Source organism: Rhodococcus sp. D-6 (assembly GCF_040256695.1).
Taxonomy (GTDB): Bacteria; Actinomycetota; Actinomycetes; order Mycobacteriales; family Mycobacteriaceae; genus Rhodococcus; species Rhodococcus pyridinivorans.
In genome coordinates this window covers 3,697,445-3,720,057 of record NZ_CP132970.1, presented here as the reverse complement: position 1 = coordinate 3,720,057, position 22,613 = coordinate 3,697,445, and the positions used below count along the sequence as shown (strand labels likewise).

The 22,613-nt window shown below is 68.5% G+C and carries 16 protein-coding genes; 15 read left to right on the top strand and 1 reads right to left on the bottom strand.

Going from position 1 to position 22,613, the window contains the following annotated elements:
• The first annotated feature begins 975 nt into the window (after window positions 1–975).
• The gene (locus RBB84_RS17295) at window positions 976–1,947 is read left to right on the top strand and encodes an LLM class F420-dependent oxidoreductase (RefSeq protein ID WP_019290753.1); all 972 of its coding nucleotides are present in this window, start codon (window positions 976–978) and stop codon (window positions 1,945–1,947) included.
• A 133-nt stretch (window positions 1,948–2,080) separates the two neighbouring features.
• Window positions 2,081–3,013 carry an alpha/beta hydrolase gene (locus RBB84_RS17290; RefSeq protein ID WP_350246335.1) on the top strand — a complete coding sequence of 311 codons (933 nt, stop codon included), beginning with the start codon at window positions 2,081–2,083 and terminating at the stop codon, window positions 3,011–3,013.
• Here RBB84_RS17290 and RBB84_RS17285 read toward each other — a convergent pair.
• The gene (locus tag RBB84_RS17285; RefSeq protein ID WP_006551035.1) at window positions 2,983–4,158 is read right to left on the bottom strand and encodes an MFS transporter; all 1,176 of its coding nucleotides are present in this window, start codon (window positions 4,156–4,158) and stop codon (window positions 2,983–2,985) included. The genes RBB84_RS17290 and RBB84_RS17285 overlap by 31 nt on opposite strands.
• Window positions 4,159–4,299: 141 nt before the next feature.
• Between RBB84_RS17285 and RBB84_RS17280 the strand changes: the two genes are divergently transcribed.
• From RBB84_RS17280 to RBB84_RS17220, 13 genes are all read left to right on the top strand, one after another.
• The gene (locus RBB84_RS17280) at window positions 4,300–5,697 is read left to right on the top strand and encodes an amidase (protein WP_064257025.1); all 1,398 of its coding nucleotides are present in this window, start codon (window positions 4,300–4,302) and stop codon (window positions 5,695–5,697) included.
• A 21-nt stretch (window positions 5,698–5,718) separates the two neighbouring features.
• Window positions 5,719–6,822, top strand: coding sequence for an XdhC family protein (locus RBB84_RS17275; protein ID WP_024102181.1), 1,104 nt, complete (start codon window positions 5,719–5,721; stop codon window positions 6,820–6,822).
• Between the two features lie 54 nt (window positions 6,823–6,876).
• Window positions 6,877–8,580, top strand: coding sequence for a PucR family transcriptional regulator (locus RBB84_RS17270; protein ID WP_024102180.1), 1,704 nt, complete (start codon window positions 6,877–6,879; stop codon window positions 8,578–8,580).
• A gap of 177 nt (window positions 8,581–8,757) precedes the next feature.
• Window positions 8,758–10,206 carry a solute carrier family 23 protein gene (locus tag RBB84_RS17265; protein WP_006551031.1) on the top strand — a complete coding sequence of 483 codons (1,449 nt, stop codon included), beginning with the start codon at window positions 8,758–8,760 and terminating at the stop codon, window positions 10,204–10,206.
• Window positions 10,207–10,293: 87 nt separating this feature from the next.
• Window positions 10,294–11,208, top strand: coding sequence for an FAD binding domain-containing protein (locus tag RBB84_RS17260; RefSeq protein WP_064257026.1), 915 nt, complete (start codon window positions 10,294–10,296; stop codon window positions 11,206–11,208).
• Window positions 11,205–11,876 (top strand): (2Fe-2S)-binding protein, encoded by a 672-nt coding sequence (locus tag RBB84_RS17255; RefSeq protein ID WP_064257027.1) that lies wholly within the window; start codon window positions 11,205–11,207, stop codon window positions 11,874–11,876. The genes RBB84_RS17260 and RBB84_RS17255 overlap by 4 nt, the downstream gene beginning before the upstream one ends.
• Entirely contained in the window at window positions 11,873–14,401 is a 2,529-nt protein-coding gene (gene cutA, locus RBB84_RS17250; RefSeq protein WP_064257028.1) for an aerobic carbon-monoxide dehydrogenase large subunit, read from the top strand. The genes RBB84_RS17255 and cutA overlap by 4 nt, the downstream gene beginning before the upstream one ends.
• The gene (locus RBB84_RS17245) at window positions 14,398–15,075 is read left to right on the top strand and encodes a carbon monoxide dehydrogenase subunit G (protein WP_006551024.1); all 678 of its coding nucleotides are present in this window, start codon (window positions 14,398–14,400) and stop codon (window positions 15,073–15,075) included. The genes cutA and RBB84_RS17245 overlap by 4 nt, the downstream gene beginning before the upstream one ends.
• 196 nt (window positions 15,076–15,271) lie before the next feature.
• On the top strand, window positions 15,272–17,374 hold the full coding sequence (locus RBB84_RS17240) for a hydantoinase/oxoprolinase family protein (protein ID WP_064257029.1): 2,103 nt from the start codon (window positions 15,272–15,274) through the stop codon (window positions 17,372–17,374).
• Complete coding sequence (locus RBB84_RS17235; RefSeq protein WP_006551022.1) at window positions 17,371–19,323, top strand: hydantoinase B/oxoprolinase family protein; 1,953 nt, start codon at window positions 17,371–17,373, stop codon at window positions 19,321–19,323. Before RBB84_RS17240 ends, RBB84_RS17235 begins: the two co-directional genes overlap by 4 nt.
• Entirely contained in the window at window positions 19,323–20,171 is an 849-nt protein-coding gene (locus tag RBB84_RS17230) for an NmrA family NAD(P)-binding protein (protein WP_064257030.1), read from the top strand. Before RBB84_RS17235 ends, RBB84_RS17230 begins: the two co-directional genes overlap by 1 nt.
• Window positions 20,172–20,197: 26 nt before the next feature.
• On the top strand, window positions 20,198–21,013 hold the full coding sequence (locus RBB84_RS17225) for an enoyl-CoA hydratase (protein ID WP_006551020.1): 816 nt from the start codon (window positions 20,198–20,200) through the stop codon (window positions 21,011–21,013).
• Between the two features lie 57 nt (window positions 21,014–21,070).
• Complete coding sequence (locus RBB84_RS17220; RefSeq protein WP_064257031.1) at window positions 21,071–22,588, top strand: acyl-CoA synthetase; 1,518 nt, start codon at window positions 21,071–21,073, stop codon at window positions 22,586–22,588.
• The last annotated feature ends 25 nt before the right edge of the window (window positions 22,589–22,613 follow it).

Below are 22,613 nucleotides of genomic sequence, written 5' to 3'. Positions count from 1 at the left end.
CGATCTCAGTTCCCCGGGGTTGGAGGCTCAGTGGTTTCGCGTGCGCCAGAGATTGGATATCGAACCGGTCGCGGCGGTCACTCATGCGTCGTTCTCCTTCGTCACCTGCGGCGGAGTGAGAGGTGGTGTGGCGGCCTGCGGGTGGCGGCGCGCACACGAATAGCGTCGGGCATGAGCCCGCAGGATCCGGCTTCCCAACTTCACCGAACCGCGTCGGTTTGTGTCTGATGTCACGAGGATGGTCGGAATCGTCGGCTGTGCGTCGCACTGTTCGGGATAGCCGAACGGAAAGGGTGAATCGTCGGGACATTTTCGGCTGCACCGGAAATGCGACGTGTCAGGGATGATTCGGGGAGCATCCCTGAGCTTCGTTGTTGGGTCCGGTCGAAAAGTGAGCAGCTGGCCCCGAGGTGGTCGCACTCCATCGTGTGCGACACGCACCTGCACAGCTGGAGGCTGTGCCGTCGACTCGATATGTCAATAGGGCGCGGGGCGGCGCCCACTGTCTGCCAAACCCCGACGATTCCTCGAGCTGTGTGCCCGCCGATAGGGCGTACGCACCGTCGCTCGACAGGTTGGAGCCCGACCTGCCGCCGGGGAGTTGGGCCGACGGCTAAATCCTCGAGTGGGACGGCAGATCGATCACGACCGTCGCCCCACTCGACCGCCTCGTCGTCCGCGAGATCAGTTCCCTCTGTCTGCCCGAAGACTAGCGGATCCAGATCGCGGACCTCCGTCGGGACGGCATCAGCGTGGTCGGAACTGTCCGACTTCCGAGCGCCGTCAACAGGATTTAGCCTCAATGCACCGATCGGCTGATGCGGTCGTCGTGACTTCCTTTGCGCACCTTCGGACAGAGTCTGGACACAGCTGACCGGACACCGAGGACCGGAGTGGGCGCGGGGCGGGCTCGATCGCCCGGGGCGGGACACGCCCGGATATGACCTGAACCACAGTGTGGCTAGGGTGACGGTCATGACGGAGAACACGACACGACGATGGGGCCTGACCGTCCCGCTCGACGGCATCCCCCTGCCCGACCAGCGACGCATCATCGAAGAGCTCCCCGATCTCGGGTACACGGACGTGTGGTCGTCCGAGGCCGGCGCTGCCGATGCGTTCACCCCGCTGACCCTCGCGAGCGTGTGGGCTCCCGGCCTGCGCCTGGGTACCGCGATCGTCCCCGTCTACACTCGCGGCCCCGCGACGCTGGCCATGTCGGCCGCGAGCCTCGCCGCCGCCGCACCCGGCCGCTTCGTGCTCGGGGTGGGCACCTCCTCCGACGTCATCGTGGAGAAGTGGAACGGCATCCCCTTCGAGGAACCGTTCAAGCGTGCCCGTGACACCCTGCGGTTCCTGCGTGCGGCGCTGGCGGGGGAGAAGGTCTCCGAGAAGTACGACACCTTCGCCGTCGACGGCTTCCGGGCCGGCGTCGTACCCGACCCGGCGCCGCCGGTGCTGCTGGCGGCACTGCGCCCGGGCATGCTGCGTCTGGCCGGACGTGAGGCCGACGGCGCCATCATCAACTGGCTGTCCGCCGACGACGTCCGCACCGTGGCGCCCTACGTCCACGAGGGCGGCGAGAACAAGGAGATCGTCGCGCGGATCTTCGTGCTCCCCGGCTTCGACACCGAGACCGCCCGCGCCATCGGCCGCCGCATGATCGCCGCCTACATGAACGTCCCCGTCTATCGGGCCTTCCACGAATTCCTCGGCCGTTCGGACGATTTCGCCGGCATGTGGAAGGCGTGGGCGGAAGGCGACCGCAAGGCCGCCCTCGAAGCGATCCCGGACCACGTGGTCGACGCCCTCGTGATCCACGGCGAACCCGAGGCCTGCCGCGAGCATGTGGAGCGCTACGTCGAGGCAGGTGTGACCACCCCGGCCATCGCCCTGGTGCCCTCGGGCGATCCCGCACCGATGATCCGGGCGCTCGCCCCGCGCTGACGCCCGGACGTCACGATTCGATGTCGGTGGTTAACGGCACCCGAGGGCGACGCGACAACTCCTGCAGATGCGCTGTGCAGGAGGCGAGATGGCCGAGCCGACGTCGAGTACGGACCCGAACACGATCGCTCGTGTGACCGTGGTTGCCGACGACGGAGTGCCGTTGGCCACCACGGTGACCGGATCGCGGGATGCGGGTCTGACCCTCGTGTGCCTGCACGGCCACTGCCAGGACGCCGCGAGCTGGGATGCCGTCTGCGAATCGGTGGACCTGCCGGGTCTGCGCATCGTCCGCTACGACCAGCGAGGACACGGTCGTTCCGGGACCGGCGACGTCACGGCGTGCACGGTCTCCGGGATGGCCGACGACCTCGACGCGGTGCTCCGGACCCTCGCGCCGGACGGACCGGTGGTGCTGGCGGGATATTCGATGGGCGGCATGGTCGCACTGTCCTACGTCCGTCGTCACCCTGACGCCGTCGGCGACCGCATCGTGGGTGTCGGCCTGTTCGCCACCGCAGCGTCGGGACTCGCGGACGGCGGTATCGGACGCTATCTGCGGCATCCGGCCGCCTTCATCGTGCACCGGGCGGTGTCGCGTGCACCGCGCGTCATGGAGTTGTCGAAACGCGCCGGGGGCCGGGTGTGCACGGTTGCCGCACGCAGGCGCACGGAGGAATCGTGGCTGCGGGTGGTCGGATCGGCGCTGTCGAACGAGACCTCCGTCGTCACCTGGTCGCGACTGCTGGCCGACTTCGCGGTGCTCGACGAGTCCGCCGCCCTCGATGTGCTCGCCAGAGTGCCGGTGGTCATCGCGGCGGGCACGGAGGACGTCTTCGTGCCCTTGTCGTTGTCGGAGATGATGACGGCGCGGCTGCCGCACGCGAACCTCGTGCGGTTCGTCGGTGCCGGTCACCGCGTGCTCGCCGACCGTCCCCAGGAGGTCGCCGGTGCGCTGTCGGATCTGCTCGGGCACGTGCGCGCCCTGGACCCCGTCGGCCTGGACCCTGTCGGCCTGGACCCCGTCGGCCTCGCTCAGCGCGAGCCGACGAGGGTCGCTTCCTGATCGGCGAGCAACTTCCGGGGGACGAGCGCGAGCACGAGCAGTGCCACGGCGACCGCGAAGCATGCGACGAACCCGACGTGGGGTGCGGCGAGCGAGATGACGAAGGGCACCGCGAAACCCAGATAGATCAGGCAGTAGAAGACGGCGACGGTCTGCGCCAGCTCGTCCGGCGGAGCGATGTGCTCGACGGTGACGAGACCGGAGACGAGCAGCATGCCGTAACCCCCGCCGAGAAGGACGGCGGTGACGAGGACGGCAAGCACCGATACCGGGCCGTCGACGAGCACTGCGACGCCGGCGGTCACGAAGCCCAGCACACCGAGACCCACCCCCGTCCAGACGCCACGGTCCTCACCGTGCCGGGTGATGCGCCGGGCCACGGGCTGGATCAACGCACCGGTGAGCAGGGTCAGGGCGGCGACCACGCCGGTGAACGCGACGGCCACGCTGTCCACGCGGCCCGAGACGATCGGCGGCATCGTGGCGAACGAGACGGTCGCGCATCCGAAGACCCACGGGGCCCACGGCACGACACCCCAGCGGAAGCGCGGGGACGACAGCGTCGACAGGCGCCACGAGCCCTGCACGGTGCGGGGCCGGTGGGCGTCGGGGACGGTCCACACCAGTACCAGCGCGACCACCATCAGAGCGATGTGCACGAGATAGGGCAGACGGTCGGGGGCGGGCAGCCACTGCGCGATGAGACCGGCGAACAGGGCGCCGCTGCCGAATCCCGCCGACAGTGAGACGGCGGCTCGGCGCGCTCCCACACCTGGACCTTCGCTCAGTTCCTTCATCCACGCGGTGCCTGCTCCGAACGCCATCCCGGATGCCAATCCGGCGAGGACCCGGCCGAGATACAGCAACGCCGGGATATCGGCGCCGAGAAGCAGGACGATCGACGACACGATGCTCACCGGGATCATCGCCCGGATCACCGGACGACGCCCGATCCGGTCGGCCACGCGCCCGAAGTAGAGCAGGGCGGGGATCAACCCGACGATGTAGGAGCCGAGCATGGCGGTGAACGAGTCGCTGCCGAGTCCCAGGTGGTCGCGGTAGACGAGCTGCATCGGAGCGAACTGATTGGCGCCCCAGCTCACCGCGAATACGGCGAACGCGAGACGAGCCCAGGACGGAATCATTCCCCGATCCTCTCAGGCCCGTTCCGGCGGGAAAGTATCAACTCTTCACACCGCGGCGACCGGCTTCCTGTGGAGTGTGGACGTAGGAGGGGCCCGGAGCCGGCCATAGCGTTCTCGTCGAACGCAGACCAAGGAGGGCCAGTGGCGGTAGACGGTCGATCCCCGACGCTCGACACCGAGCGCACCGGCACGTGGACCGGCGCCGACGCGCGGTCGATCGCCGCCGTGGTCCGCAACCGCGAGGTCACCGCCCGTCGGGTCGTCGAGGACCATCTCGCCCTGATCGCCGAGCAGAACACGCGCCTCAACGCGATCGTCACCGTCGCGGCGGAGAGTGCCCTCGCCGAGGCCGACGCCCTCGACCGACGCCTCGACCGCGGCGAGGTGGCCGGTCCGCTCGCCGGGGTGCCGTTCACCGTCAAGGACCTCATCGCCACCGCAGGCGTGCGCACGACGGCCGCCTCGAGGGCGCTGGCTGACAACGTCCCCGTCGTCGATGCACCGGCCGTCGCCGCGATGAAGGCGGCCGGCGCGATCCTCGTCGGCAAGACCAACACGCCCGAATTCGGGACCTCCGGGCTCACCGACAACGAGATGTTCGGACCGGCCGTGAACCCGCTCGGCAGCCCCGAGTCGCCGCGCTCACCCGGCGGATCCAGCGGGGGCGAAGCCGCATCGATCGCGTCGGGCATGAGCGTCCTCGGATTGGGCACCGATTTCGGCGGGTCCGTGCGCTGGCCCGCGCACTGCACCGGCCTGTGCTCGATCCGCCCCACCGTCGGCCGGGTGTCCGCGGACGGCCAGTACCCGGGGGTGCTCGTCGGCGATCATGTACGTGCCAATCCGACGACGGTGCACGGCGCGCTGCAGACCGTCGGGCCCATGACACGGAACCTCGACGACCTCGTCCTCGCCCTGCGCATGATCTCCGAACCGCACGTCGCGTGGACCGACCCGGCGACCGTCGACGTCGACACGCTGACGATCACCTGGGCGCCCGGGGAGGGCACCGTGCCCGTCGACGACGAGATCGAGGACGTCGTCCGCGAGAGCGCGCGGCGCCTCGGTGCCCGTGAATACCGCGGGTCGGCCCTGGTAGAGGGGAACGAGTTGTTCGGGCGGCTGAGGGCCACCCAGACCCACGCCGACATCGACGCGCTGGCGAGGACCGACCGCTTCGGTGCTGTCATCCGCGACCTGCTGTCCACGGCCGGTCGCGCCGAACATCGGGAGGTGGAGGGCCTCTGGGCGTGGCGCACCGCGCTGATCCATCGCCTGCTCGACGAGATGGGCGACGTGCTGGTGCTGCCGGTCGCGTCCATCGGGGCGCCTCCGCTCAGCGACGATCGTTTCGCTGTCGGCGACCGGCTGCTCACCTGGCAGGAGGCACTGGCGAGCTGCCGCACGATCAGCGTCACCGGCCTCCCGTCCGTCGTCGTCCCTGTCGGGCGGACGAGTGACGGCATGCCCATCGGCGTGCAGGTCGTCGCGCGCCCCTTCCACGACCACGTCGCGCTGGCCGTCGCCGCGCGTCTGTGACACACCGGTAAGGAGACCGCTGTGCGGGACATTCTCGACGAGCTGTCGCGATGGTTCGACGACGGTGAGACGTTCGCGCTCGCAACCGTCGTGCGCACCTGGAAGTCGTCGCCGCGCGAACCCGGCGCCGCGATGGCCGTCTCGCGGTCGGGCGAGGTGGTGGGCAGTGTCTCGGGAGGGTGCATCGAAGGCGCGCTGTACGACATCGCGGGTGACGTGCTCGCCGACGGGCGTGCACGGACCGAGGTCTTCCGCGTCACTGACGACGACGCCTTCGGAGTGGGTCTGACCTGCGGCGGCACCATCGAGGTGTTCGTGCAGCGGGTCGATGCCGCGACCTATCCCGAGTTCCCCGAGGTGGCACGGCGGATCGGGGCTGGAGAGCCGGTCGCCGTCGTTACCGATCGGGAGTCCGCCGACCATCGTGTGGTCACCCTCGACGGGGGCGACGGCACCGACGTCGGGGACGAGGTGCGCCTGCGCCTGTCCTACGGCGCTTCGGAGGTCTATGTCGACGAGGGGCGTGCGCAGATCGTGGAGATCTTCGCGCCGCGACCGCGGATGTACGTCTTCGGTGCCATCGACTTCGCGTCCGCCCTGTGCACGCTGGGGAAGTTTGCCGGTTACCGCGTGACGGTGATCGACGCCCGGCCCGTCTTCGCGACGCCCGCCCGATTCCCCGACGCCGACGAGGTCGTGGTGGCGTGGCCGCACGTCTTCCTCGAGTCGGCGCCGATCGACCCCACCACGGTCGTCGCGGTGCTCACCCACGACGAGAAGTTCGACATCCCACTGCTCGAACGCGCCCTCCGCTGCGAGGCCGGATACATCGGGGCGATGGGCAGCCGCTCCACGCACGAGCGCCGGGTCGCCCTGTTGCGCGAGGCCGGTCTGTCCGCCGACGAACTGGGACGGCTGCACTCGCCGATCGGACTCGACCTCGGGGCGCGCACCCCGGAGGAAACGGCCGTGTCGATCTTCGCCGAGGTCCTCGTGAGCACGCGCGGTGCCACCGGACGCAGCCTCGCGACACTGCGCGGACCCATCCACCGGGTCCCGGCGGGACGTGCTGCCCGACCTGCGGCTTGTCCGCCTGCGATTGACGGTGTTGCCACAGCCCTCTAATGTCACGTGTCTCCCACGCAGGGGTGAACGACTGGCAGGTGGACGGGTATTGCTGTGACGGTGCGCAAGGCTGAGAAACCGGGGCCCAGCGCAGCCGAACCGGATCGCAGCGCAGCCGATCCGGAGGACAGCGCAGCGGTCGCATTCGAACCCTGCCCGCTCACGGACGTCGTCTCCTCGGGCTTCCTCGTCGCACCGACGGTGCTCGCCGGTGACGTCTCCACGGCGCGAGCCGTCACCGGGGTCGCGGTGATGATGCTCCCCGAGATCGGTCCCTGGTTGCGTCCGGGACTGCTGCTCGTCACCTCCACCACCGTGCTCGCGCGACTCGCCGTGCCGATCGCCGACTTCCTGGCGCGGCTGGACCGGAGCGAGGTCTCGGCTCTGGTGGTCCGACTCGACACCGGACACCCGCTGCCGCAGGGTCTCACGGACGACGTTCCCCTCCCTGTGCTGACGACGCCGGAGGAGGTCGTCGCGGATCACCGTCTCGCGCGGGATCTCCGCGACATGGCCGTCGCTCAGGTGGAAGCGGTCTTCGAGGCGGATCACCTCCGTCGCGGGCTGCTCGAGATCGTCATGGCGGGTGGTGGGCACAGGGCGCTCGCCGAAGGCATCTCGCGCCGGCTCGGCGGGGCGGTTCTGATCACCACGCCCGACGGACGCCAGACCTACAGGGCCGGAAAAGAGTCCGATTTCGCCTGGCTGTCCTCGACGGCGGCTGTCGACGCGACTGGCCGGGTGCGGACCGATTCGATCGAGGGCGGGCTCGGTCTGCACCGATTCGGCAACGAGTACGTGGCGATCGCCGCGATCTCCGCCAATGGCATAGACCACGGCCGGCTCGTGTTCTTCTGTCCCGCACGCGATCTCTCCGCGCCGGATCTGTATCTCGTGGAGCAGGCGGCGACGGTGTGTGCGCTCGTCGTCAGTCGTGAACTCGCAGTGTCGGCGGTCGAGGAGAAGCACCGGGCCAACTTCGTCCGGGACCTGTTGCGCGGCCGCGCCGGTGAACCCGAACAGGTGATCGTGCACGCCCAGATGTTCGGCTGGAATCTCGACCGCCCGGTGGTGGTGGTCGCCGTCGAACCCGATCGCGTGGACGACGATTCCTCGGCGGCACCGGCGCGACTGCCCGTCGTGGAACGGCAGGCCCGCGCGTTCGCGGGTGCGCTCGCCGGCCGCGATTCCGGAGCGTCCGTCACGGCCCTGGCGACCGAGACCGTCGTGCTCATGGGTGAGGGCAGCGACACGATGACCCTCGTGCACGAACTCGTCGCCCAGGTGCGCGGAGCCGGTGGGGGAGGACGTCGCCCGTTCGGTGTGGGGGTCTCGCGTGCGTCGTCGTCCACCGACGACCTGCCGGTGCTCTACGCCCAGGCGCGCACGGCACTCGAAGTGGGGCGCAAGATCTCCGGGCCGTGGGCGGTGACCCATTTCGACGATCTGGGTGTGTACCGGTTGCTGAGCCTCGTCGAGGACACCGAGGAACTCGAGTCGTTCGCGCGCGAGACGCTCAAGGAACTGACCGACGGCACGGCCGAGGCGCAGGACATGTGCCGTACCCTCGAGGTGCTCCTCGCCACCAACATCAACATCGCAGAAGCCGCGCGCCAGTTACATTTTCATTACAACACTCTGCGCTATCGTGTGGCGAAACTCGAAAAGATCCTCGGTCCCTTCACCGAGCAGCCCGAACTGCGGCTGGACCTTTCGCTCGCCCTCAAGATCATCGCGATGCGCGGGATCGATTCCTGACGATCAACCACCGATCTTGCCAATTTCGGAAGGTCGCTCCTGGCAGATTCCTCCCACGCCGGGCCGGAGCTGCTCCGTTAGCGTTTGCGGCTACCGAAGTACACGTGTGATCGGCAACACAGGCGTAACGATCCACGTGAACGCTATCGGCACCCACACTCTGCTGAAAGGTCCGATATGCCCATCTGGACAGTGCACGGAGACGGCAAGAACATAGAACCGGGACAGGTCGTGGCGCCGATGGAGCGCCTGAGTTGGGGCCGCACCATCGGCCTGGGCGGCCAGCACGTGGTGTCGATGTTCGGCGCCACCTTCGTCTTCCCCATCATCATGGGACTCAACCCGCAACTCGCAGTCATGCTTTCGGGCTTCTGCACCCTGTTCTTCCTCGCTGTCGTCAAGGGCCGGATCCCCAGCTATCTCGGTACCTCCGCGGCCTTCGTCGGCGGCATCGCCGCGATCTACGCCCAGGGCGGCTCGCCGTCGGAGGTCACCGGTGCGATCATGGTCTCCGGGCTCGTGCTCGCCGCGATCGGTGTGGTGATCCACTTCCTCGGCGGCTCGCTGGTCTTCAAGATCCTGCCGCCGGTCGTCACCGGCGCGGTGGTCATGCTCATCGGCTTCAACCTGGCGCCGGTGGTGGCCGGTACCTACTGGCCGCAGGATCAGTGGGTCGCGCTGACGGTGATGATCGCGCTGATCGTGGGCAGTGTCGTGCTGCGCGGCTTCCTCGGCCGCGTCGCCATCTTCCTGGCATTGCTGTTCGGCTACGCACTGTCGTGGATCCTCGACCGGATCAGCGGACCGATCACCTCCTACGACGCCGGTGCCGACGCCGTCACCGAACACTTCCGCGTGAACTGGGACGGCGTCGCGTCCGCGCCGTGGTTCGGTCTGCCGCCGTTCACGGACGAAGCCGCCGGTGTCGTCGGCATCCATGCCCCGTCGTTCAGCCTCACCTTCATCGTGCTCGTGCTGCCCGGCGTCATCGCCCTGATCGCGGAGAACGCCGGACACGTCAAAGCGGTCGCCGAGATCACCAAGACCGATCTCGACCCCATGATGGGACGCGCGCTGGCCGGTGACGGTCTCGCCACGGCCCTCGCCACCGGTGTCGGCGGTTCCCCGACGACGACCTACGCGGAGAACATCGGCGTCATGGCCGCGACCCGCGTGTACTCGACGGCCGCCTACGCCGCGGCCGGTGTCATCGCGATGCTCCTCGGCTTCTCCCCGAAGTTCGGCGCGGTCATCTCCGCGACCCCCGGCGGCGTGCTCGGCGGCATCACCGTGGTCCTCTACGGCATCATTGGCCTGCTCGGCGCCAAGATCTGGAAGGAGAACGGCGTCGACTTCGGCGACCCGCGCAACCTCATGCCCGTCGCGGCCGGCCTGATCATCGCCATCGGCGACACCAGCCTCGAGTTCACCGACACGTTCTCGCTGAGCGGCATCGCGCTGGGCACCATCGTCGTGATCGGTCTCTACCACCTGTGCCGGGTCATCGCCCCCAAGGACATCGCACCCGAGGATCCCGATACCCCCTCCGATCAGGGAGAACCGGTCCGGACGGAGCCCGATCCCGACGGGGAGAGCGGCGCCGGGAGGCTGAAGGAGTTCGCGTGACCTCTATTACATCTGACATTGTCGACCGGTGAGCTTTGTCACTTCTCCACGAAACGCCGATCACACTATGCGGGCAGGATCTGTTCAATGAAACCGTCGCCACTCACCTACCACCGACCGCGGTCGATCGATGAAGCCTGCGAGATCCTCGCGGGGGTCGCGCACGAGGGCAAAGTGCTCGCCGGCGGCCAGTCACTGATTCCGCTGCTGTCGATGCGCCTGGCGGCACCGGCTCACCTCGTCGACATCGGCTCGATCCCGCGCCTCGACGCGATCTCCGCTTCACCGGAACTCGGCGTCACCTTCGACGCTCTCACCACCCACACAGCGCTCGAATCCGATTCGACGGTCGCGCAGGTCCAGCCCCTGCTGGGCCGCGCGCTCCGGTTGGTCGCACATCCGACCATCCGCAATCGCGGAACGACCGTGGGATCGATCGTCCACGCCGATCCGTCCGCGGAGATGCCGGCCGTGCTGTCGCTGCTCGGGGGAACGCTCACCGTTCGCTCCGTCCGCGGAGTCCGGCAGATCCCCGCCGCCGAGCTGTTCGCCGGGCCGCTCGAATCGACCCTCGAGGCCGACGAGATCGCCACCAGCGTGACGGTGCCGGCTGCGCGGCCGGGCACCGGCACCGCCATCGACGAGATCGCACGACGCCACGGCGACTACGCACTCGTCGGCGTGGTCGCGCAGGTGGTGGTCGAGGACGGCGCGGTGACGTCCGCCCGGATGACCTACGTCTCCGCGGGAGAACTCGGGCAGGTCGTCGACTACACCGACATCCTGCGCGGAGCCTCGGCGCACGACGAGCGCGACCCGCTCTGGCAGCAGGTCGCGGAGAAGGCACGCGAGACCGTCGAGACGGAGGCGGACATCCACGCCACCGACCGCTACCGGTCGCAGCTGGTGGCGGCACTGACCGGCCGTGTCGGCTTCGCGGCCGCGCAGGACGCGATCCGCGACGACACACGGGTACCGATGCACACGGGAGGAAGTCGATGACGAGCTCGATCCACAAGGGTGGTCGCGATGCCTCGCGGCGGACCGTCGCCGAACAGGTCGATGAGCTGCAGGTGGAGACCGGCGAGCACCACGTCGCCGTGACCTTCACCCTCAACGGCGTGACGCAGACCGTGGTGCTGCCCTCGCGCACGCTGGCATCGGACGCGATCCGTCATCACCTCCGCCGGACCGGGACCCATGTGGGATGCGAGCACGGTGTGTGCGGCGCGTGCACGGTGCTGCTCGACGGCAAGCCGGTGCGGTCGTGCCTCGTGCTCGCTGCGAGCCTCGAGGGCCGCTCGGTGACGACGGTCGAAGGGCTCGTCGAACCGGACGGCACCCTGCATCCCGTGCAGGAGGCGTTCGTCGACTGCCACGGTCTGCAATGCGGTTTCTGCACACCGGGATTCGTCACCACAATCGCCGCCTTCCTCGAGGAGAACCCGTCGCCCACCCACGAGGAGGCGACCGAGGCGATCGCCGGCAACCTCTGCCGGTGCACGGGCTACCAGAACATCCGGGCGGCCGTGTTGCGCGCCGCCGAGATCAAGCGCGAACGGTCCGGAGGCTCACCGCTCGGCCCCGACAGCGAGGCGGCACGCGCCTCGCTCGACGCCAAGGTCCGCGGCGCCACCGCTCCGGTCGGAGGAAAGGCAGGACGAGCATGACCAGCGTCTCCGATTCGCCCGTCTCCACCTCGGTCTCGACGAGCACGGCAACCGACCTCGCCCCCGCCGACATCGGTGGTGCCACCGAGTCGGGCAAGTCGTTCGGCAAGCCCATCCCGCGTGTCGAGGACAACCGGCTCGTCAGCGGTAACGGCCGCTATCTCGACGATCTCGGGCACGGCGCGCTCGCCGCGGCCTTCGTCCGGTCGCCGCACGCGCACGCCCGCATCCTCGACATCTCCGTCGATGCGGCTCTCGAACTGCCGGGCGTGCACGCCATCTACACCTACGACGATCTCGAGGCCGACTCGCCCGAGATGGCCGAGAACCTCCCACTGCTCATCCCGCACCCCGCGATCACCGCTCCGCGCAACGGATATCCGCTCGCCAAGGACGAGGTGAACCATGTCGGCGAGGCGATCGTGATGGTCGTGGCCGACAACCGGTACATCGCCGAGGACGCCTGCGCGCTGATCGACATCACCTACGAGGCCCTTCCGGCCGTGGTCGGTGTCGACACCGCACGCAACGCCGAGCACGTCGTCCATCCGGATGTGCCCGACAACGTCGCGGCGCACCTCCAGCACGGGTTCGGCGACATCGAGGCGGAACTCGCCGCGGCACCGCACACGTTGACCCTCGACCTCGAGATCGAACGTTCGGCGTCGATGCCGATGGAGGGCAAGGGCGTCTACGCCCGCTGGGACGACGACGAGAAGGTGCTGACCTTCTGGACGTCCACCCAAACCTCGACGTCCGCCCGTGCTGCGATCGCCGCGCGACTGGGCATGGCGCACAACAAGGTCCATTGCATCGCCCCCGACGTCGGTGGTGGTTTCGGTGTGAAGATCGTCCACCCGTGGCCCGAGGAGGTCATGGTCACCTGGGCCGCCCGCAAGCTGGGGCAGGCCGGGATCTCCAGCGAGGTCAAGTGGGTCGAGGACCGGCGCGAACATTTCATCTCGAGCGCCCACGAGCGCGGGCAGGTCCACGAGGTCACCGTCGGGTTCGACGACGACGGCAGGCTGCTGGCCTTCGACTTCTCGATCTGGCACGACAACGGCGCGTACCTGCCGTACGGAATCATCGTGCTGCTCAACACCTCCACCCAGGTGCTCGGCCCCTACAAACCGCGCGCCTTCCGGGTGGACGCCTATTCGCTGTACACCAACACGGTCATCGTCACGCCCTACCGCGGCGCGGGACGACCCCAGGGCGTGTTCGCAATGGAGCGGGCGATGGACGCCATCGCCAAGCATCTCGGCAAGGACGTCCTCGAGGTCCGCGAGACCAACTTCATCCGCCCCGAGGAGATGCCCTACGACTTCCACCTGATCTTCCAGGACGGCCGTCCCCTCATCTACGACACCGGCGACTACCAGGCCGGAATGGACAAGCTCAAGAAGCTCATCGGCTGGGACGAGTTCGCCGAGTACAAGGAACGTGCCCGCGCCGAGGGCCGCCGCGTCGGAATCGGTGTGGGAGCGTACGTCGAGGGCACTGGACCGGGCCCGTACGAGGGCGCACACGTGCTCATCGAGACCTCGGGCAAGGTCAAGGCCGCCACGGGCCTGACCACCCAGGGCCAGGGACACCAGACCTCCTTCGCGCAGATCGTCGCGGACGATCTCGGTGTGCCGGTCTCCGATGTCGAGATCGTCACCGGCGACACCCGCCGATTCGGGTACGCGGTCGGCACGTTCGCCTCGCGCGGTGCCGTGATGTCCGGATCCGCCTTCCACGTCGCCGCGCAGATGGTGGCGGAGAAGGCGAAGAAGATCGCCGCGGACCACCTCCACGCCGACGTCGCCGATCTCGAACTGCGCGAGGGGCACGTGTGCGTGGTGGGCACCGAACCCGGCGCGGAGGGCACCTCGATCCCACTCGGTGTCGTGGCCGTACTGTCGAACCCGCTCCGCTACGCCTTCGACGACGCATCCCGTCGCGCAACGGGATTCGCGAACGCCGAGACCGACATGTCGGTGCCGCCCGTCCTCGAGGGTGAGCAGCCCGGCCTGGAGGCGACCGGCTACTACTCGCCGCCCACCTCGACGTTCGCGTCGGGAATCCACGCGGCGATCGTCGAGACCGATCCCGTCACCGCCGAGATCCGGGTGCTCCGGTACGCGGTGGTGCACGACTGCGGCAACGTCATCAACCCGCGCATCGTCGAAGGCCAGGTGCAGGGCGCGGTTGCGCAGGGCATCGGCGGCGCACTCTATGAGAAGATCGTCTACGACGAGCACGGGCAGATGCTCAACGCGTCGTACATGGACTTCCTCATGCCCTTCGTGACGGAGATGCCCGACTCTCTCGAGATGGACCACACCGTCACCCCGTCCGCACTCAATCCCCTCGGGATGAAGGGCGCCGGTGAGGCCGGTGTCATCCCGACCTCGGCGGTGATCGCCGCGGCCGTCGAGGACGCGGAGGGTATCCCGATCACCAGCATGCCGATTTCCCCCTCGGAGTTGTTCGAGCTGCGTCTGACCCACGCGGCGTCCCGAAACAAGGAGAACGAATGAGAATCGCCGGTACCGCGCAACTGCAGGCACCTCCCGACGTGGTGTACGACAGCCTGCAGGACGGCCGTGTTCTCGCGGCGACGATCCCGGGTGTGCAGTCGCTCGAGCAGATCAACGACAACCACTACAAGCTGTCCATCACCGCCGGAGTGGCCTCCATCAAGGGCACCTACGACGGGGAAGTGGTTCTGTCGCAGCAGAATCGCCCCGAATCGTTCGTGATGACGGCATCGGGATCCGGTGCCCCGGGAACGGTCAAGGCCGATGTGACGGTGCGTCTCGAAGAACGCGACGGCGGCACCGTGCTCACCTACGACGCGGACGCGGTCGTCGGCGGCATGGTCGGTGGTGTCGGACAACGGATGATCACCGGTGTCGCCAAGAAGATGGCCGGTGTGTTCTTCAACGGCATCGACGGTGTGATCGCCGACGGTCTGCCGGCGGCGCCGAGTGCGGCCGAAGCCGAAGTTGTCGCGGGCGTGAACGGAGCCGAGGTGGCCGAGGTCGCCGAGGGTGCGGGTGTGAAGACCACCGCGCTGCCCGTGGCCGCTGCGTCCGCTGCACCGGTACCGGCCGGAACACCTTCGGTAGCAACCGTTCTTCTGTCCGCGGGAGTGGGCGCCGGTATCGCGCTGGCGGGCGTCGCCCTGGGAGCGATCCTCGCCCGACGCTGACCTTCTCGTCGAATCTCCACGGCACCCCCGGGCCATCACGGCCCGGGGGTGCCGTCGTCTGCAGGTGGCAGGTGCACGAACCCCGAACTCCAGGCGACGAGTTCGGCGAGATGTGACAAAGAAACACCGCCGCTCAGGGGGTGGAATGTCATCAGACGTCAGGTGGGACACCGGCGAGACGAACCCAGGAGGAAACATGGGATCCAGGAAGATTCGGGTCGGTATCGATACCGGCGGAACATTCACGGACGTGGTCGCGGTGGACGACGAGTCCGGCGCCATCGTCACCACGAAGACCCCGTCGACACCGCAGGATCCGGCCATCGGCTTCCTCGCAGGCATCGAGAAGGTCCTCGCGCAGCTCGGCGAGACCGGCGACGCGATCGACGCCGTCAGTCACGGCACCACCGTCGCGACCAACAAGCTCCTCGAGGGCAAGGTCGGCACCCTCGGATTCATCACCACCGAGGGCTACGAACACGTCCTCGAGATCGCCCGCCAGTCGGTCCCCGACGGCTACGGCAACTCCTACTTCTGGGTCAAGCCCGACCGCATCGTGCCGGCCGACCGTGTCCGCACCATCCGCGGTCGTCTCGCCTACAATGGCAGCGAGATTCGTCCCCTGAACGAGGACGACGTCCGCGCCGCCGCCCGCTTCTTCAAGGACCGCGAGATCCGCACCGTCGGCGTGTGCCTCATGCACTCTTACGCCAACCCCGAGCACGAGCGCCGCGTCCGCGACATCCTCATGGAGGAGTACCCGGAGGCGACCGTGAGCATCTCCAGCGAGGTGCTGCGCGAGTACCGCGAGTACGAGCGGTCCATCACGACCCTCGTCGACGCCGCGGTCAAGCCCAACATCCGCAACTACGTCAACAACATCGCGAACCGGCTCCGCGAGTTCTCCTCCGCCGAGGGCGAACAGCGCGACATCCCGTTCTACGTGATGAAGTCCAACGGTGGCGTGCTGTCGGCGAAGGAGGTCGTGCACCAGCCGATCACGACCGTGCTCTCCGGCCCTGCAGCCGGTGCCCTGGGTGCGGCGCTGATTGCCGGCGTCGCCGGTGTCGACCAGGTGCTGACCTGCGACGGTGGCGGCACCTCCACGGACGTCACCGTGGTCGTCGGCGGCGAGCCGGCACTCACCACGGAAGGTCGCGTGGGTGTCTACCCGTCCAAGATCCCCATGATCGACGTGGTGACCGTCGGCGCCGGCGGTGGCTCCATCGCGTGGATGACCCCCGAGGGCACCCTGCGCGTCGGCCCGCAGTCGGCGGGCGCCGATCCCGGACCCCTGTGCTACGCCAAGGGTGGCAACGAGCCGACCATCACCGACGCCCACGTCCTGCTCGGTCGCATCCCTCCCCACCTGCTCGGCGGTGAGATCCCGCTCGACACCGAGCTCGCCCGCAAGGGCGTCGAGGAGCTCGCACACCGTCTCGGCCTCGAATTCGAGGCGTGCGCCACGGGCATTCTCGAAGTGTCGGCCTGGAACCAGGCCAACGCGCTGCGCCAGATCACCGTCAAGCGTGGTCTCGACGTCCGCGACTTCACCTTGGTGACCTTCGGCGGCTCCGGGTCGCTGCTGGCCTGTCGCCTCATCGACATCCTCGGTCTCAAGGACGTCCTCGTGCCGCTCGAGCCCGGCAACGTCTCGGCCTTCGGGCTGCTGACCGTCGATGTCCGCAACGACTATGTGCAGACGCACGTCAGCCGCCACGACCGGTTGGAGATCGAGGAACTGCAGGCCGGACTCGACGCCCTCGCGGCCGAGGCCGAACGTGCCCTGGGGGAAGAGGGATTCGGGCCCGATCAGCGGCAGTACGCCCGCTCGGCGGACCTGCGCTATTTCGGCCAGGCCTTCGAGGTGCGTGTGCCGGTCGGCGACGGCCCCATCACCCAGGAACTGATGGACGAGGCGGCCGAACGCTTCCACCAGGCCCATCGCGAGCTCTACGGCTACGACTTCCGCAACGATCCCCACCAGCACGTGGAATGGGTCAACCTCCGCGTCAGTGGTATCGGCCCAATCAAGCGACCGGAACTCGCCGAGATCGCCCCGGGCACGGGGGCGGACGACGCGCTCACCGGCACCCGTCAGGCGTACTTCGACGAGTGGGTCACCACCCGCGTGTACGACCGCGCCCGCCTCGGCGCCGGCGACGAACTCGAAGGTCCCGCCGTGATCGAGGAATTCAGCTCGACCATCCCGGTTCATCCCGGATTCCGCGCTCGCATCGACACTTTCGGCAACATCCGCCTCAGCAAGACGTCCGACTCGAACGGAGCCACCCGATGACTGCGACTCTCGAACCCGCCGCGGCCACGACCCGCAAGCCCTTCCGGCTGACCGACGCTTCGGGTAGCGCTCCCGATCCGGTGCTGGTCGAGATCGTCGCCGGCTACCTCGCCAGTGTCGAGATGGAGGTGGAGACCTCCATCTCCCGGACCTCGCGCTCGCCGATGATCCGCGACGCCCACGACTTCCGTGCCGGCATCCACGACCGCAACCTGCGCAAGCTCACCGGTCGTTCGTACTCGGCGCTCGTGCATCCGGTGGCGCGGGACTTCCCGCTCGAGACGATGAAGCCCGGCGACGTCTTCTTCCACAACGACGTCTACCTCTCCGAAGGCGGCATCGGGCACCTGCCCGACCTGTGCGTCACGGTCCCGGTCTTCGCGACCCGCCCCGGCGACACCGAGCCTTCGGTGGTCGCGTTCGTGCAGGCCTTCGGCCACCACGACGACATCGGCGGTTGCTGCCCGGGCTCCATGCCCTCGGGTGCGACCACCGTGTACGAGGAGGGACTGATGGTCCCGCCGATCAAGCTGTGGGACCAGGGCGTTCCCAACGAGGCGGCGCTGCGGATCATGACCCGCAACTCCCGCATGCCCGATTCGCTCGCCGCCGACCTCGACGCCGAGTGCTCGGCGTGCCTCATGGGTGCGCGTCGACTGTCGGAACTGTTCGAACGCTACGGTGTCGAGACCGTCGAGGCCTGCTTCGACGCGATCCTCGACGCCACCACGGAGACCTACCGCCGCGAGATCCTCAGCAAGATCCCGGTGGGCACGTACACCTGGGAGGACTACGCCGAGCACGACGGTGTGGACGAGCCCATGCTGCACGTGCAGCGCATCACCCTCACCAAGACCTCCCCGGAGGACGAGGGCGGCGAGCGCCTGATCCTGGACTTCAACGGCACCGGTCCGCAGGCGAAGGGCCCGATCAACCACTGCGGTGACTACGCCGACGGCAACTTCCTCATCAAGTGGCTGGCGCCGATCCTCCGCAACCTGGCCGACACCCCGGACCGCATGGCGGAACTGGACGTCAACGAAGGTGTCGTGCCGCTGATCGAGATGAGGTTCCCGGAGCCGGGCACGCTCATCACGCCGATCTTCCCCGCTCCCACCAACGCTCGCACGTTCGTGATCCTGCGTCTGCTCGGTGTGCTCTCCGGTGTGGTCGCCAAGGCGGTCGACGGCAACATGCCCGCCGACCAGGAGACCATCCGCTACACCGGTGTGTACGGCGAGGACTTCGACGGCCACTCCTACCTCATGCGTGAGGTGCTCGGCGGCGGCTCCGGCGGCCGGCACTACGCCGACGGTGAGGACACCATCCACGTGGTGCCCGACTCGCGGAACCTGCCCACGGAGTTCACCGAGAGCCGTTTCCCGTTCATCGTCGAGAAGCTGGGTCTGGCAATCGATTCCGGTGGGGCCGGCCGCTACCGCGGTGGTCTCGGCTACGAGAAGCACATCCGCATGCTCAAGGACGCGAACTTCATGTCCATCGCGGACCGTTCGATCCTCGCCTGCTGGGGCGTCAAGGGCGGCAAGGCCGGCAAGCCGTTCTCCGTCACCCTCGATCCCGGCGGCCCGAACGAGCGCGAGTTCGACGCCCTCACGGACGCCGAGCCGATCAAGGCCGGCGAGGTCGTGCGCATCCGCACCACCGGTGGCGGTGGCTGGGGCGACCCGCTCGATCGTCCGATCGACGAGGTGGTCCGGGACGTGCTGTGGCGCAAGGTGTCCGTCGAGGGCGCCCGCGACGACTACGGCGTGATCCTGAAGGACACCTCGGCGGAGGAGCCCGTCGCCGACGTCGAGGCCACCGAGGCGCTGCGTGCGCAGATGCGCGCCGAGCGCGGCGAGGAAGAGCCCTTCTTCGACCGCGGTCCCGGTTACGCCCGCCTGTCGGGTGGTGCCGAGTTCGCCGAGTACGACTTCATCGGCAACTGATGTCGACGACGGCCACTTTCTCCCGCGGCACCGATCTCGCAGTGATCGGTGCCGCGGGGAAGACCGGAACGGCTGTCATCGCGGCGCTGGAGACAGCAGACACGACCCCCGTCCGCCGAGTGGTGCACACCGCTCGGCAGGCGGGGGATCGTGCTGTCGACCTCGAGACCGGTGCCGGGCTCGTCGACGCCCTGTCGGGCTGCCGTGGCGTCTACTTCATCGCCCCGAACATGCACCCCGACGAACCGGCGCTGTTCGAACGGTTCCTCGCGGCGGTGGCCGAGGCAGGTGTCGATCACGTCGTCTACCACTCCGTCGCCTGGCCGTACACGCCGGCGATGCCGCACCACCTCGACAAGGCGCGTTGCGAGGACATCCTGCACGCTTCCGGGGTGCAATGGACCGTTCTGCAGCCCTGCGCGTACACGGAGAACTTCGCATCCGTCCTCGACGGCTCGGTCGATGCACTCGACGTCCCCTACGACCCCGACGCGCCGTTCTCGTTCGTCGCCCTGTCGGACGTCGCGACGGTGGCGGCCCGTGTCCTCGTCGAGGGTACGGACATCCACCACGGCGCCACCTACGAGCTCGGGGGACCGGACTCGGTGAGTGTGCGGCAGCTGTGCGCGGTCGCCGGGCGGTCGGTGGAGATCGAGCAGGTGTCCGTCCCGGTGTGGATGGAGCGCCACGGCCGCGACCTGCCCGCGGATACCCGGGAGCGTCTGGCGGCGATGTTCGACTTCTACGACGATCACGGCTTCGTCGCAGGGAGCGCCGTGACGGCGGCACTGCTCGGTCGGGCGCCCGCCCGCGTCGCGGATCTCGTCTCGTCGATGCCGCGCCGGTAACCCGCCGGTGGTGTAGGAAAGGGAACGTGACGGATCGCTCTGCGGACGGCCCCGACGCCGTCGACACCCTGCCCCCGCCCGTGCTCATCGCTGTCGACGAGGCCAGCGGTATCGGGGTGCTCACCCTCGACCGCCCGGAGCAGCGCAACCCGCTGTCGGTGGAGACGATGCGCGAGGTCATCGCCGGTCTGACGGCGCTCGCGGCCGACACGAAGGTGATCGTGGTCCGGGCGGAAGGCCCGGTGTTCTCGGCCGGGCACGACCTGCGGCAGATGATCGGACGCACGCTCGACGAGGAACGCGCGATCTTCGAGACGTGCAACGAGATGATGCGGACCGTGCAGTCGATCCCTCAACCGGTGATCGCATCGGTGCAGGGCACGGCGCTCGCGGCGGGATGCCAGCTCGTCGCTGCGTGCGATCTCGCCGTCGCTGCCGGCGACGCCCGCTTCGGTACCCCGGGTGTGCGGATCGGGTTGTTCTGCTCGACGCCGATGGTCGCGGTCAGCCGCGCGATCGGCCGCAAGCGGGCGCTGCAGATGCTGCTGACCGGCGACACCATCGACGCGCAGACCGCCGCCGACTGGGGCCTGGTGAACTACGTCGTCGAACCGGAGACGCTGGAGACCGCGACCACCGAGCTCGCCCTGAAGATCGCCACGTCGTCCCCCGAGACGATGCGGATCGGCAAGGAGGCGTTCTACCGACAGATCGATCTGCCGCAAGAGACGGCCTATGCCGCAATGGCGGAGACGATGGCGTCGAACGCGATGATCGACGACGCGCAGGAGGGGATGACGGCCTTCCTCGAGAAGCGGGCACCGGTCTGGAAGGACCGTTGATCCCGAGCGATCGCTAGGTCTGGACTAGTTGGTTGGACGTCCTATAAAGTTCACTGCATGACCCCCGACCCGCGTCAGAGCACCGTCGACGGCATCCTCCACCGCACCGCCGCGCGCTATCCCGCCCGCGTCGCACTCCGCTTCGGCGACCGGCAGTTCACCTACCGGGAACTCGACGACGCCGTCACCCGTGCCGCTGCGCACCTGCTCTCGTTGGGCCTGTCCAAGGGCGACCGCGTGGCCGCCTACGGCACCAACTCCGACGGCTACGCGATCGGATATCTCGCCGCTGCCCGCGCCGGCCTGGTGCACGTGCCGATCAACTACGCACTGCGCGGCGAGGAACTGTCGTACCTGCTCGGTCAGTCGGGCGCGAAAGCCGTGCTCGTCGACCCCGTGCTGCGCGACAATCTCGACGCCGTCCTGGCCGACGTGCCGGCCGAGACCGTCGTCCCGCTCCGCGACGCCGACGACTCCCTGGTGACGGTCGCGCAGACCGGCGACGTGCCGGCGCTCGACGTCGCCGTGGCCGACACCGACCTCGTCCAGCTCCTCTACACCTCGGGCACGACGTCGAAGCCCAAGGGCGCCATGATGACCCACCGGGCGCTCACCTTCGAATACATGTCGTCGATCGAGGCGCTCGACCTGTCGGCCGGCGACGACCCGCTCGTGTGCATGCCGCTCTACCACTCCGCGGCGATGCACGTCTTCCTCATCCCGTACTTCGCGGTCGGTGCGACCGTGCGGCTGCTGCCCGCACCCGACGTCGCCGAGATCCTGCGGCTGGTGGAGGAGGAGCGCATCGGATCGCTGTTCCTCGCCCCGACGGTGTGGGTGCCGCTGACCAACCATCCCGACCTCGACGAGCGCGACCTGTCGTCGCTGCGCAAGGCGCAGTACGGAGCGTCGATCATGCCCGTCACCGTCCTCGAGCGACTCCGCGGCCGCTACCCGGAGCTCGGCTTCTACAACTGTTTCGGCCAATCCGAGATCGGTCCGCTCGCCACCGTCCTCCGCCCCGAGGAACACGACGCGCGTCCCGCCTCGTGCGGCCGGGCCGTGCTGTTCGCCGAAACCCGCGTCGTCGACGCCGACGGCAACGACGTCCCCGACGGTGAACCCGGTGAGATCCTGTACCGCTCACCGCAACTGTGCCTGGGCTATTGGGAGAATCCCGCCGCGACGGAGGAGGCCTTTCGCGACGGCTGGTTCCACTCCGGCGACCTCGTCACCCGCGACGCCGAAGGCTTCATCACCGTCGTCGACCGCATCAAGGACGTCATCAACACCGGCGGCATCCTCGTCGCCTCACGTGAGGTCGAGGACGCGATCTACACGCATCCGGCCGTCGCGGAGGTCGCGGTGATCGGTACTCCGGACGAGAAATGGATCGAAGCGGTGACCGCGGTGGTCGTCCTCAAGGACGGTCACGAGCTCGACGAGCCCACCTTGATCGACCACGTCAAGCAGCGTCTCGCACCGTTCAAGGTGCCCAAGGCCGTTCGCTTCGCCGACGTCCTGCCGCGTAACCAGAGCGGCAAGCTCCTCAAGCGCGAACTGCGCGGATCCTGACCACTCCGACCGAACACTGCGAAAA

Excerpts from the sequence above, each read along its gene's own strand:
- RBB84_RS17285 (WP_006551035.1), bottom strand. The coding sequence starts at position 4,158 with ATGATTCCGTCCTGGGCTCGTCTCGCGTTCGCCGTATTCGCGGTGAGC.
- RBB84_RS17255 (WP_064257027.1), top strand. The coding sequence starts at position 11,205 with ATGACGAGCTCGATCCACAAGGGTGGTCGCGATGCCTCGCGGCGGACC.
- RBB84_RS17220 (WP_064257031.1), top strand. The coding sequence starts at position 21,071 with ATGACCCCCGACCCGCGTCAGAGCACCGTCGACGGCATCCTCCACCGC.
- RBB84_RS17240 (WP_064257029.1), top strand. The coding sequence starts at position 15,272 with ATGGGATCCAGGAAGATTCGGGTCGGTATCGATACCGGCGGAACATTC.
- RBB84_RS17260 (WP_064257026.1), top strand. The coding sequence starts at position 10,294 with ATGAAACCGTCGCCACTCACCTACCACCGACCGCGGTCGATCGATGAA.
- cutA (WP_064257028.1), top strand. The coding sequence starts at position 11,873 with ATGACCAGCGTCTCCGATTCGCCCGTCTCCACCTCGGTCTCGACGAGC.
- RBB84_RS17265 (WP_006551031.1), top strand. The coding sequence starts at position 8,758 with ATGCCCATCTGGACAGTGCACGGAGACGGCAAGAACATAGAACCGGGA.
- RBB84_RS17230 (WP_064257030.1), top strand. The coding sequence starts at position 19,323 with ATGTCGACGACGGCCACTTTCTCCCGCGGCACCGATCTCGCAGTGATC.
- RBB84_RS17295 (WP_019290753.1), top strand. The coding sequence starts at position 976 with ATGACGGAGAACACGACACGACGATGGGGCCTGACCGTCCCGCTCGAC.
- RBB84_RS17245 (WP_006551024.1), top strand. The coding sequence starts at position 14,398 with ATGAGAATCGCCGGTACCGCGCAACTGCAGGCACCTCCCGACGTGGTG.
- RBB84_RS17235 (WP_006551022.1), top strand. The coding sequence starts at position 17,371 with ATGACTGCGACTCTCGAACCCGCCGCGGCCACGACCCGCAAGCCCTTC.